15 protein-coding genes and 1 tRNA gene are annotated in these 11,908 nt (G+C 52.8%); 8 read left to right on the top strand and 8 right to left on the bottom strand.

The window, feature by feature from the left end:
* The first annotated feature begins 134 nt into the window (after nt 1–134).
* The 7 genes from H7F08_RS11240 to H7F08_RS11210 all read left to right on the top strand — a co-directional run bounded on the left by H7F08_RS11240 (nt 135) and on the right by H7F08_RS11210 (nt 4,825).
* Nucleotides 135–1,178: a tyrosine-type recombinase/integrase gene (locus tag H7F08_RS11240; protein ID WP_193640590.1), complete on the top strand. Its 1,044-nt coding sequence runs from the start codon at nt 135–137 to the stop codon at nt 1,176–1,178.
* Nucleotides 1,179–1,364: 186 nt separating this feature from the next.
* A complete protein-coding gene (locus tag H7F08_RS11235; protein WP_193640589.1) occupies nt 1,365–1,559 on the top strand; it encodes a helix-turn-helix transcriptional regulator in 195 nt (64 codons plus the stop codon).
* Nucleotides 1,560–1,718: 159 nt separating this feature from the next.
* Nucleotides 1,719–2,153, top strand: a complete 435-nt coding sequence (locus H7F08_RS11230; protein ID WP_193640588.1) for a DNA primase — start codon at nt 1,719–1,721, stop codon at nt 2,151–2,153.
* Nucleotides 2,150–3,508 carry a DUF3987 domain-containing protein gene (locus H7F08_RS11225; protein WP_193640587.1) on the top strand — a complete coding sequence of 453 codons (1,359 nt, stop codon included), beginning with the start codon at nt 2,150–2,152 and terminating at the stop codon, nt 3,506–3,508. The genes H7F08_RS11230 and H7F08_RS11225 overlap by 4 nt, the downstream gene beginning before the upstream one ends.
* Nucleotides 3,501–3,923 carry a hypothetical protein gene (locus H7F08_RS11220; RefSeq protein WP_193640586.1) on the top strand — a complete coding sequence of 141 codons (423 nt, stop codon included), beginning with the start codon at nt 3,501–3,503 and terminating at the stop codon, nt 3,921–3,923. Before H7F08_RS11225 ends, H7F08_RS11220 begins: the two co-directional genes overlap by 8 nt.
* Nucleotides 3,924–3,976: 53 nt before the next feature.
* Nucleotides 3,977–4,426, top strand: a complete 450-nt coding sequence (locus H7F08_RS11215) for a hypothetical protein (RefSeq protein ID WP_193640585.1) — start codon at nt 3,977–3,979, stop codon at nt 4,424–4,426.
* 108 nt (nt 4,427–4,534) lie between these two features.
* Nucleotides 4,535–4,825, top strand: a complete 291-nt coding sequence (locus tag H7F08_RS11210) for a helix-turn-helix domain-containing protein (protein WP_193640584.1) — start codon at nt 4,535–4,537, stop codon at nt 4,823–4,825.
* Nucleotides 4,826–5,338: 513 nt separating this feature from the next.
* Here the strand turns inward: H7F08_RS11210 and H7F08_RS11205 are convergent.
* The 7 genes from H7F08_RS11205 to H7F08_RS11175 all read right to left on the bottom strand — a co-directional run bounded on the left by H7F08_RS11205 (nt 5,339) and on the right by H7F08_RS11175 (nt 10,736).
* Nucleotides 5,339–5,415: transfer RNA gene (locus H7F08_RS11205), tRNA-Pro, on the bottom strand.
* 34 nt (nt 5,416–5,449) lie between these two features.
* Complete coding sequence (locus H7F08_RS11200; protein ID WP_024894610.1) at nt 5,450–5,809, bottom strand: YtxH domain-containing protein; 360 nt, start codon at nt 5,807–5,809, stop codon at nt 5,450–5,452.
* Nucleotides 5,810–5,824: 15 nt separating this feature from the next.
* Entirely contained in the window at nt 5,825–7,456 is a 1,632-nt protein-coding gene (locus H7F08_RS11195) for an alpha-D-glucose phosphate-specific phosphoglucomutase (protein ID WP_193640583.1), read from the bottom strand.
* 8 nt (nt 7,457–7,464) lie between these two features.
* On the bottom strand, nt 7,465–7,746 hold the full coding sequence (locus H7F08_RS11190; RefSeq protein WP_010640394.1) for a hypothetical protein: 282 nt from the start codon (nt 7,744–7,746) through the stop codon (nt 7,465–7,467).
* Nucleotides 7,747–7,776: 30 nt separating this feature from the next.
* A complete protein-coding gene (locus tag H7F08_RS11185; RefSeq protein ID WP_031572200.1) occupies nt 7,777–8,667 on the bottom strand; it encodes a diiron oxygenase in 891 nt (296 codons plus the stop codon).
* A gap of 18 nt (nt 8,668–8,685) precedes the next feature.
* Nucleotides 8,686–9,651, bottom strand: a complete 966-nt coding sequence (locus tag H7F08_RS11180; RefSeq protein WP_024894608.1) for an NAD-dependent epimerase/dehydratase family protein — start codon at nt 9,649–9,651, stop codon at nt 8,686–8,688.
* A complete protein-coding gene (locus H7F08_RS11175) occupies nt 9,651–10,736 on the bottom strand; it encodes an LLM class flavin-dependent oxidoreductase (protein ID WP_031572199.1) in 1,086 nt (361 codons plus the stop codon). Before H7F08_RS11175 ends, H7F08_RS11180 begins: the two co-directional genes overlap by 1 nt.
* 15 nt (nt 10,737–10,751) lie before the next feature.
* Between H7F08_RS11175 and H7F08_RS11170 the strand changes: the two genes are divergently transcribed.
* Nucleotides 10,752–11,000, top strand: coding sequence for a hypothetical protein (locus H7F08_RS11170; protein WP_010640400.1), 249 nt, complete (start codon nt 10,752–10,754; stop codon nt 10,998–11,000).
* A gap of 6 nt (nt 11,001–11,006) precedes the next feature.
* Here H7F08_RS11170 and orn read toward each other — a convergent pair whose 3' ends face one another.
* Entirely contained in the window at nt 11,007–11,570 is a 564-nt protein-coding gene (gene orn / locus H7F08_RS11165) for an oligoribonuclease (protein ID WP_031572198.1), read from the bottom strand.
* Nucleotides 11,571–11,908: the final 338 nt, after the last annotated feature.

Raw genomic sequence — 11,908 nt, 5'->3', positions numbered from 1 at the left:
CGATGGCYSTCAGATGTGTATAAGAGACAGGTATCGAGGAAGTGGGCCATAAAATCACTCATCACATTGAATCGTAAGTAATTATACGATAATTTTAGGCAAAATGAAAGTCCGACAAGCWGCTAGATGGTGGCGTGGACCCACAGGTTTATGCTGAAGAACAGGAACGCGCCAAGCAGGAAGCCGCACGCATCGCCAAGATGGAACAGGCCGCCCGCAAGACGTTTGCTGATGGATTCATGAAATGGTATGAAGCGAAGCTATCCAAGCGCAAAGATGGCCCAGATTTGCTCCGAGCCATGCAGAAAGACGTGCTTCCGAAGGTTGGCGACATGGAGATAGCCAAGGTTGCCCGCGCTGATTTGTTGGCGTGTCTGGATACCGTGGCCGCACGAGCGCCGAGGATGGCTAACAGGCTGCTGACGACGCTTAAAACCTTCTACAAGTGGGCAGAGCTGCGGGAAACCGTGGACGTCAACCCTTTGGGTATTGTCGAAGCGGAGAATGTAGGCGGCAAACTGAAAAGCCGTGAACGGGTGCTGACTGACGATGAGATAGTGGACCTAATTCGAAAGTTACCTGTCAGCGGATTGTCTGCCAGTGTGCAAGCTGTTTTGCTGATTGTGCTTTCCACTGGATGCCGATTGGGTGAGATATGTAGTGCTGAATGGCAGCATGTGAATGGCAACGTCTGGACTATCCCAAAGGAAAACGCCAAGAACGGAAGGGAACACCATATCACCCTGTCAGCGTTTGCGCTGGCGCAGTTCTCGGTGCTTCAGGAAATACGGGAAGGCGCCTGGTGTGTCCCTTCCCCTAAAAAGATTGGAGACCATCAGACAAGGCTTTCCATTGGAGCCGCCATCTATGACCGTCAGACGCAAAAGGCCCAACGGCAGGGAAGAACGGCAGCAACTGACGCCCTTACCCTGAATGGTGGACGATGGACCGCGCACGACCTACGCCGTACATGCGCCAGCGGTATGCAGGAACTCGGTATTATGCCCGCCGTCATTGATGCTGTTCTGAATCACAAGGAATCGAAAGGCGTCACTCAGATTTATCAGCGATATGATTATTCCAAAGAAGCCGCCGATGCTTGGGCGAAGTGGGGAAGGCATTTAGCAGGATTACGCGCAATCGCTACGGGAAATAATGTAGTGCCTATCACTGGATAATTTAATCTAGGAATTAAAGCCCCATAACCCATAAAGCCCGTCTTTTTGATGGGCTTTTTCTTTGTCCTTATTTCAGGGCATTAAACCCGTAGAAACTCCCAACTAACCGCCAAATCGCCCCGTTTCGTACAGAAACATTAAGAAACATCATAATTGCTCCATCGTTTTTTTACAGGGGTTCACACGATGGAAAATCTCATAGTTCGCGGTAAGGAATTGTGTAAAATTTTGGGCATATCGCGCACCACGCTGTGGAGATTTGAAAAGTCACCAGACTTTCCAGAAAAAATTCAGATGGGGCCAAATTCCGTCGGCTATTTTCAAGACGATGTCATGGAATGGCTCAAAAAGAGCAAAGTCGCAAAAAACACCAACATTTAAGCAAAAAAATCCCGCCATTGGGGGCGGGAATAAGGAATAGACAATGATTACTCTACACGCTTTTTCGCGTAAATACAAGCACCTATGGCCCGTTCTGGCCGCTCTGATTTTGTCTCTTGCGGATATCGTAACGCTGGTTATCCATGCGGAGGGACTGCTATGACACTCCCGATTGATAAAATCCTGCAATCCCTTGAATCGGTTAAGAGAACAGGCACCGGAAAATGGCAAACCCGTTGCCCGGCGCATGACGACCGTAGGCCAAGCCTTTCTGTTCGGGAAACCGAAGATGGGACCGTCTTACTACACTGTTTCGCGGGTTGTGGTGCTCAGGAAATAACGAGCGCCCTGGGCCTTGGTTTGGCTGATTTGTTCCCTGGCGACCGTTACAGTGTAACGAACGCCAAACCCATGCGCCGGACGGTAGATTACAAATCCGCGCTACTTGGTATTCACACTGAGGCCGTTGTAGTCGCCAGCGCCGCCGTTGCTCTGGCAAATGGTGAGGAACTCGACGATAGCGGAGTGGAAAGGCTGCTGACTGCTGAACAACGCATATCCGACGCCATAAGCGTGGCAGGGGGTGCGCTATGACATGGAGCGCTGAGGACTTAGAAGCAGGCCGGGAGGCCGTTACCGATACGATTACACCGCCACCCTTACCTGATACAGACGCCATGCTTTACGGAATTATTGGAGAAATCGCTAAAGCTGGCTCTGATGGGAAAGAAGTGCATCCGGTAGCGGTTGCTGCTGCTGCGCTCTCGTGGCTCTCTGCGGAAATAGGCCCGGATATCTACCTTCCAGTAGGTGATACCAGACATCATGTCAATCTTTTCACCTTGCACGTTGGCCGCAGTGCCAGGGGCGGAAAAGGCGAAAGCCTAGGGCTGGTAAACCGCATACGCGCCGCTATTCCGAACCCTGACGCCATGATGGATTTAACGCTTGGGCAAATCCACACTGGCGGTTTGTCTAGTCGTGAAGGGCTTGCAGGTGCAGTGCATGATGGCTTTAAACAAGGCAAGGAAGAAGTACCCGGTATTGATGACAAGCGTTTATGGATCATCGAGAGCGAGTTCGCCAACGTACTGGCGCAAGGTAAGCGAGACGGTAATACATTATTACCTGCCCTTCGGGATGTTTGGGATGGCGGCTCCATAATGCCCCTTACCAAGGGCCAGAGTATGTGGGCAACGCGCCCGCATATTTCGCTTCACGGCAACATAACGCCTGGCGAACTGGCCGCCAGAATTGAAGCAAGAGAAGTCCAAGGTGGGACGTTTAACCGTATTTTGATGATATGGGCAGAGCGTACCTGTTTAGTGGCTTTTCCTGCTCCGACTGATAGAGCCCTTGTCTCAAGTTTTGCAGAGCGTTTGAGAGACATCATCACTTGGGCCATTGGCGACTATCCGAACACCAGAGACAGTCGCCGTGCATCTCTGACGCCGGAAGCCGCAAAGCTTTACAAAGAACTTTATCCATCGCTCAGGGAACCGCATCCCGCCAATGAACTGATTGCGGCAGCTACAGAACGGCGTGCGCCAATCTGCCTAAGAATCGCACTGATACTCGCGATTCTGGAGAAGTCCCTGATGATAACGCCAGAGCACATAAAGGTGGGCCACGCTTGGGCTCAGTATGGTGCAAAAACTGCCGCCTATGTATTGGCTGAACTTGGCGGAGAAGGACGGGATAAAGAGAAAGAAAACAAAGTGTTGGCCTTTATCGCTGAACAGCCGAAGCGGGAAGCGGATAGATGGACAATCACCAAGCAATGCTTTGGGAACAAGGTATCAGGAGCCGCGCTGGACAAGGTACTCAAGCCCCTTGTTGACGATGCAAAGCTGGAGCGCCGCGAAGTGGAACCCAAGGCAGGAAACCGAAAGCGAGCCATTTACCGTTTAACCTTAGCGAAGAATGCGAAGAATGCGAAGAATGAATAAATACGGGGCTTCGCATACTTCGAAGTATGGGCGAAGTATGGCGAAGTATGGATTTTACCGTTTCAAACTTCGCAAACTTCGCTCAAACTTCGAAGTATGCAAGCTATTGAAAATGTTCAAACTTCGCAAACTTCGCAAACTTCGCATACACCAACAGGAAAACAGCACCACTGAAAGAGGGTTACCAATGAAAACGTCAACTGAAACAGTCGAGAAACGCATCGAAAGGCTTTACCGTCTGCTGGCTCTGAACCGAGACATCAGAACGCGCAACTATCCCGAAAGGGATGCAGAGCTTTGGACGGTTCAGGCGCTTATCTGGGAACAGGCTGTATCCATATCCAAGGACTTAGAAACCACCGCCAAACGTATCAAACGCGATGCAGACAGAGCTTGCTGGTTGCTGGAGCCGTAGTCCGGAACTTATTGAATATCTGACACCGAACCAACCACCTTATTGGAGCCATTATGAATACTCTTGAATCCACTTATCCCGATACATTCCCGAATATGGTCACCATCTTGCTCTCGAAAGCGCAGGACATGTTGGGCCAGCGTCTGCCCAAAGATGCCATCATCCACCTGCCGTATTGCTGGCATGATGTACCCGGCACCAGCGACTTGATTCTATTGAATCGGCTATATAAACCCATTGGCGTTACGTGCTATGGCGCCAAGGTTGAAGGGCGACTTACCTACCCTGGCGAGTCTGTGAATTACGCCGATTTTCCCGAACTCATGGCCCCGCGTGGTTCTGTTCATGACGTTGAAAACATGCTCTGCAACAGTATCCCTAATCCGCGCCGCTGGTTTTTCAATGACACAAACGCACCGTGGGATGGCAAGCAGAACACGCAACGTCTGGCGGATTTGATACAGAGCAATCTTTACGCTCTGGATGACTTGGCGTGGTTTTGAACGCCCAGCAAGCCCCTTTCCTTGCCCTAAAACGCACGCAAGTAATAGGGGTGCTATCCTACCTTATTATTCACCGAACACCCTTTAATTGTCCCTAGGAGATATGTCATGACTACAGCAAAGAAAACACTCGCACCGGGAGCCCTTCCGACTGATCCAGAACTCAGAGTGATTATCCGCCAACGTCTTGGCGTACCCCCCGAGACGCCCGGACATTTTCGGGAAGGATTTTATTATTCGCCAAAAGACGTTTGTGATCGTCTGGGTATCAGTCAATCCACGTTGCTTGTTTGGCGGAAACGGTACGCTATTCCGCACCTGCGAATAGGCAGGACAACACGGTATGCGGGGGGCGTATTGAACGCGCTGGCGGATGCTATGGAAAAAGTGACTTGTTGATTTTTCCGCGAGCGCCTTAACCAGTCCATATAGGCAAAAGGCTTCCAAAATCCCCGACTCCCGGCACCCGCGTTACTGTAACGACTCCAATATGGAGCGTTACAGCGTAACGATGCCGTTACCGTAACCAGAAAAACCAGACACGCGGACAACTAATCCGCTTTTCTGAATCTTTAGAATCCAATAAATACAGGCAGTTTAGCGGGTGCAATCGGCCAGATTGTGCCTTTGCACGACATTTTCACGACAGTGAGCCGGAATTGATGCCCTAATTTAGCGTTACAGTAACGGTTCATCCTGCTGCTGGTGCTGACACCGTTCCGCACATTTGTGCGGAAGGTTCCAAACCACAACACCATCGCGGTACTGTCACAACCTTTGGCGTCTGGATGGATGCAGCGCCAGCATAAAAAACCGTCATGACATTCGCCAAGTGTAACCGGTAATGTAACCGGTAAACGCTTCAGGCAAAAAAATGGTACCTAGCGTAATCCGCTAAGTACCTGTTTTAATTGGTCGGGGCGATAGGATTCGAACCTACGACATCCTGCTCCCAAAGCAGGCGCGCTACCAAGCTGCGCTACGCCCCGTCGCGGCAGAGAATAGCCGCTTGCTGCTCCGTGGTCAATCTAAACGGGACAGTTTCCGACGCAGGCGGTCCAACTCGCTACGGGCCAGGGCGATGCCATCATTGAGGCGTTGCCGTTCCCGGTCGCTCAGGTCTTTACCCTTTTGGACCAGCTCTTCACTGTAAATGGCGATGGTATCCAGCAACTCTTCCACGCGTTCATTCATCCGTTCACGGGAAGCGACCACTTTGTCCCAGGCACGATTAGCCTGATGGCGAATTTGTTCGCGGGTGCGGTCGCCTGCCTGAGGGGCAAAAAGCAAAGCGGTTACTGCTCCGGCAGCGGCACCCGCCAGCAGGGCAATGCCCAAAGCACTATATCCAAGACCATTACTATCGTTGTCGTAATCCATCATAGTCAGACTCCTTCATCAGGTGATGACAGTGGGGGCCTTGCGGCCCGTAAGTTTTTCAATACGGGTCAGGTCCTTGCCCAAGGCAATCAGTTCACGCAGAACCCGTTGTGGATCCAGTTGCTGGCGCGCAGCATCCTGTTCCAGATGTTCATGATAAATCCTCAGAGTCGCACCCTCGGTTCCGGTTCCGGAAAGACGGAAAACCAGGCGCGCTCCATCGCTGAACAGCAGGCGCAATCCCTGATGGCTGCTAATGCTTCCATCTATCGGATCCGTATAGGCAAAATCATCAGTGGTTTGGACAATCCTTCCCGCCAGCGTTTGCCCTGTCAGCACCGGAAGCTGAGCAGTGAGTGTTGCCATGATTTCTTCCCCGGCGCTGGCAGGTATCCCTTCGTAATCATGACGGGTGTAGTAATGGCGGCCAAATTCCTGCCAGTGCCGGGTCACGATTTCTGCCACGGATTTGCCGGTCGCGGCGATCACCGACAACCAGGCAAGGACCGCCCAGAGCCCATCTTTTTCGCGGACATGATCAGAACCGGTGCCGAAACTTTCCTCGCCACAAAAGGTAATCTTACCGGCATCCAGAAGATTTCCAAAAAATTTCCAGCCGGTCGGCGTTTCATAATGTGGTATGCCCAGTTTTTGTGCTACCACATCAACGGCCTGACTGGTGGGCATGGAGCGTGCAACGCCCTTCAATCCGCCGTGGTAACCGGGAATATGGGTAGCATTGGCAGCCAATACCGCCAGAGAGTCGCTGGGTGTGACAAAAAACTGGCGACCCAGAATCATGTTGCGGTCGCCATCACCGTCGGATGCTGCGCCAAAGTCGGGAGCCTCTTCGCCGAACAGATAATCAGCAAGAGACTTGGCATACACCAGATTCGGATCGGGATGACCACCACCAAAATCCGTCAGGGGAATGCCGTTGACGACCGTGCCAGCAGGGGCACCCAGTTGGTTTTCAAGAATCTCCAGGGCATAAGGACCGGTGATGGCGTGCATGGCGTCAAATCGCATGCGGAAATTGCCATTAAAAAGACGACGCAACGTTTCAAAGTCAAAAATGCGGGCCATCAGCTCGGCATAGTCCCGGACCGGATCGCAAATTTCAACGGTCATGTCGTCGAGTTGAAAAACACCATCGTGATCGATATCGACATCCGCAGTATCCAGAGTTTGATAGCTCTGGATGCTTTTACTGCCGGCCCAGATGGCATCCGTGATTTTTTCAGGAGCGGGTCCTCCGTTGCTGATGTTGTATTTGATGCCGAAGTCATGATGGGGGCCAGCCGGATTGTGGGAAGCGCTGAGAATAATGCCGCCATGGGCATGGTGGGCCCGAATGATTGCAGAAACAGCGGGGGTAGACAAAAGTCCTCCCCGGCCGACCATGACTTTGCCCCAGCCATTGGCTGCGGCCATCCGCAAAATGATCTGGATGGCTTCGCGATTGAAAAAGCGTCCATCGCCACCAAGAACCAGCGTTTTACCCTTGCGGTCTGGAATCGCTGCAAAGATCGATTGGACAAAATTTTCGAGATAATGAGGCTGCTGAAAAACCGAGACTTTTTTACGCAGTCCCGAGGTGCCGGGGCGTTGATCGGGGAAAGCCTGTGTAGGAATCGTCAGCACCGCCATGGTACACCTCAGGATTCAAGTGGTAAGTCGATGATGGTCGTTTTTCTGCTGGAATCGGTCCGGATCCAGACCGTATAACCACTGATCTGCCAGGAACTGACTATAACCCCTTCACTCTGGATGGCCTTTTCACTGGCACGCACAACCTCCGGGTCACTGGCTTCGTCCCAATCGGCAGTAACATGACGCCGGAGCAATTCCTGTGGATCCAGCTCGCCAGACTCAAAAATGGCCTGGGCATCCGGGGAAACGTAGATGGATCCGAGTTCAAACAGCATGGTTTTTTTCATGGTTCTCAAATTATAGCAGGAGGAAAAAAATCACAAGGCAAAGCCTTGGGTGCGCAGAAAGTCACGACTGGGGTTTGCACACTGGTTCATCAATGCAATCCGGTGCGGATTGTGACGGGCGCGACGCGCCCAGACCCGGGGATGGCTCAGGCCGGCCGCAGCATAAACTTGTTCTGAGGGGAAAAAGCAGGTGCGCAGAAACTGTCGGAATACTTCGCGCAACACCGGGCTGATAGCCTTTTTTTTCAGGCTATGCATGGCCTGACTGCGCATCTGGATGGTCGTCCGGGCAAAAGCCATATGCCGCGCTTCCTCGCGCATGTGCACATGGGTAATGGCGAGCACGGCAGAAGGAAGATCCTTACGGGCGAAAATCAGGCGGTTCATGCGATCGGGCACATCCTCGCCGATGAGAATAGTCGCCCAAAAAGCCGCAGAACCCTCTGGAGCGTAGCGGGCGAACAGACGTGCCAAGGGCGGACGCTCCCCAAGAGGGGTCATAAACGGCAGATGGGAACGCTGCTGGAGCTCCAGAAACATGAGACTATGCCCGACTTCTTCACGCAGTTCGTGAAGCTGGTAATGATAGCCCTGGGGATCGCGATACATCTCGTGCAGGGAGTTGGCACTGAGTCGCTGGATGAACAGTGCCTCCAGCCAGAGGCCCAGCTCACAAAATGAAACAAATTCCACCTGCGAAAGCCGGGTGCGTTCATCCACGCTGAGCTGCTCGTATTCCGGGAGCCCATAAAGGGAAACCAGGGAATCCGGCAGCCAGGCACTGTCAGCATCCAGACTTTCCCAGGGGATGGTGCTGACCGGATCCCGGTATTGGCTGCTATGTGCAGACAAGCGTTTGACCAGCGCATCATGATGGCGCTGAATCCGGGCCTGGACGGGGATGTTGGACGCAAAAGTCATGCGCTATTGTGCCATGGTCTAGGAGACCCTCCAAGCTTTAAGCGGACTGAGACCCTGGGCCTGACGTAGGGAGGACAGTGCTTCGCTGACGGAGTAGCGGGCTTGCCAGCCAAGTGTCTCTTGAGCGCGGCGGGTATCGACAATGAGCGGATTTTCCAGAGCCTGAAGCCAGCCCGGATCACCCAAAGCCCGATTGAAGGGCCGCAGACGGCGATGGATGCGATGTAACTGTCCCGGGTTCAATGGTAAAGACCAGCGGCGCGGAATGCTGGACCACGGGACAGGTTCTGCTGCGGCAATATTGAACACTCCACCATGGGCGTGATCCAGAGCAGCAATGATGGCGCTGGTCGCATCTTCTTCATGCAGACATTGGATGGGTAGACCCGGGTTCTTCATGCGTACATTAAAGGGGCTGGTCGCAATGGCGTTTACCAGTTTTTGCCCATGGGGGCCGATGATGGCATGAAGACGCAATCGGGTAACTGCCAATGCCGGTTGTTGGGCGGAGAAAATATCCAGCCAGGATTCCAGTGCCGCCTTGTCTTCACTATAGGCAAAACCGGGCACCGGCCGGCAGGGCCAGTTTTCATCCAAGGGAATGGGATTATCGGGCCAGGCACCGTATGCGGCAACACTGCTGGTGTAAATGACATGTCGCACGCCGGCGCTGGCCGCTGCTTGAAAAAGGTGCTGGCTACCGCGCAGATTGATGTCGCGCATCTCGCTGCGCCAACGGTTTTGCGGCCCCAGACGGGGGCTGAGAACCACAAAAGCCAGGTGAATGATCTGGTCGATGCCTGCCAGCTGCTCTGCAAGACACGGGTCGCGAATATCCATGCTGAAGTAGCGCATTTTGGCAGAGCTAAAAGCGGGCGGGTGAATATCAACAGCAATCACCTGCTGAATATCCGGCCGTTGCACGAGAACCGGAAGTAATGCTGCAGCCGTATGACCAGCAGCACCAGTAACCATGACCCGCATCAGCGAGCTTCCGGCGGGTTCAGGAAAGGAATGACTTCTTCCGCGAGCAGTTGCAGGGAACGCCGGGTAACTGCACTGGGCACCATGCCTGCGCCAACCGCCAGAATCAGGCGATCAACTCCGGCACGTGCATATCTGGAAAGCTTCTTTCGACAGGTTTCCGGATCACCGACCACCACCATGCCCATACTTTCGAGCATGCGTAAACTCAGGCCGCGCCGCAGCAGGGGCTCAAGGAAGCCGAGCCGGTGATAGTATTCATAGCTTTCCCGCAATTGCGCGAGAACCGGCCTGGTCTGATCCAGCAAGCGTTGATAGTACCAGGTAAATCCCTCAGCCAGCCGTCTGGCTTCAGCGGCATCTTCCAGGCAAAGGCAACCAATGGTCATGGCAAATCCATTATTTTGTCCGGCCTGCAAAGGGCCTTGACCATGTTGCTGTTGCCAGCTCTTTTTATAAGCGCGTAAATCCTGTTTGATCATGAACCAGGGCTTGAAGGGTCCGGAGAGTACCCCGATGCCTTCCTGAGCGGCCCACTGAAAGGTGGCGGGACTGACGGCTGCTGTCCACAGGGGGGGGTGAGGTCTCTGGATGGGTTTGGGTAATATATCCAGATTTTCAAACTGATAAAGTTTATCCTTGTGGCTGAAAGCAGGTCCTCCAGCCGCACGAAGAATTTGCAAACCTTCCTGCATATGTTGGCGGCTGTCGGCCATTTGGCTGCCGAAAAGTTGATATTCCTTGGGAGAAAAGCCGCGACCAACGCCGAGCTCCAGACGACCATTGCTGAGAATGTCCAGGGCGGCAACCCGTTCGGCAACCCGGATTATGTGATTATAAGGCAGTACCACAACAGCATGTCCCAAGCGCAATTTGCTGGTACGTTGACTGGCAGCAGCCAGAAAGATTTCGGGGGCGCTGGAATGCGAATACTCGCGCATGAAATGATGCTCTACCAGCCAGGCACCATGAAAACCCAGCTGGTCCGCCAGGCTGAGTTCGTCTAGCGTTTCGTGATAAACTTGGGCTTCGCTGCGGCCCTGATGTTCGGGAACAGCAAGTTCGTAGAAAAGATCAATTTTCACTATTGAGGAGCCTCCGTGACCCAGATTGCATCTACTCCGCGCCAGATTGCCGAACGCTTGCAAATTGCCATACTAACATCAGAACAAATGCGCCTGCACTGGGCGGATGAAAGTACGGGCATTCATTACATGGAAGTCGTTATGCCCCTGGAGTGGCAGGAAAGTCCGGAGGGAGACTACCTGCTTTGCAAGGTTCTGGCAGAAAATCTGGAAGTGCGGGTACGGGTTGAGCTGATCCAGAATCTTCCGGCACCGGTAAAATAACGGGATCTACTTTTCAGGAGACTCCAGAAGCTGCGGAAAGATCTTCTCCCGATAGTAAGCCAGTTCGTCAATGGATTCACGGATATCCGCCAGGGCCTCATGTTTTTCTGCTTTGGGAAATCTCGGGAAGCCGGGATACCAGCGGGAAGTCAGCTCTTTAAGCGTGCTGACATCAATCATCCGATAGTGAAAAAAGCGCTCCAGTCGGGGCATCAGTCGTGCCAGAAAACGCCGATCCTGGCAAACACTATTGCCGCAAATGGGCGAAGTTCCGGCAGCAACATGCGCGCTGAGAAAATCCAGGGTCTGGGTTTCCACGGCCTGGGTATCCAGGCGACTTTCTCGCACCCGCTGAATCAGCCCGGATTGACCATGGGTACGCTGATTCCAGTCATCCATTTTGGCCAGCACAGTGTCGGGATGATGCACGGCCAGCACCGGCCCTTCGCAGATAATGCGAAGCTGGTTGTCGGTGACAATGCTGGCGATTTCAAGAATTTCATCCTGCTCAGGGTGCAGACCGGTCATTTCAAGATCCACCCAGACTAAGCGTTGGTTTTTGGGGTCCATACGACATCCTTGTTGAACAAGCAACAATAGTGTAGCATGATAACCACGATATAAAAAAAGACGGATCAAAGATCCGTCTAATAGCCGCAAAACAACCGCTACAAAACTGTTTCATACCTAAAGCACTGCGGCCTTCGGGCCGACGGTGCATAAAATTCTTAAAGCGCTCCCTCTTTCTGTGAGGTTTGGGTACGTTGCGCCCTCGCCATGGATTGCATAATACGGACGTTTTGTTTCTGGAATATTTCCGCAAAATACCCTGTTTGATTTTTTTTGAAGGCCCGTTTGCTTGTTCACAGCGCCCATAAAAAAAGACGGATCAAAGATCCGTCTAATAG

The sequence above is a fragment of the Acidithiobacillus sp. HP-11 genome (assembly GCF_015100075.1).
Lineage (GTDB): Bacteria > Pseudomonadota > Gammaproteobacteria > Acidithiobacillales > Acidithiobacillaceae > Acidithiobacillus > Acidithiobacillus thiooxidans.
The sequence above is the reverse complement of the archived record's forward strand: the minus strand, read 5'-3'. Positions and strand labels throughout refer to the sequence as shown.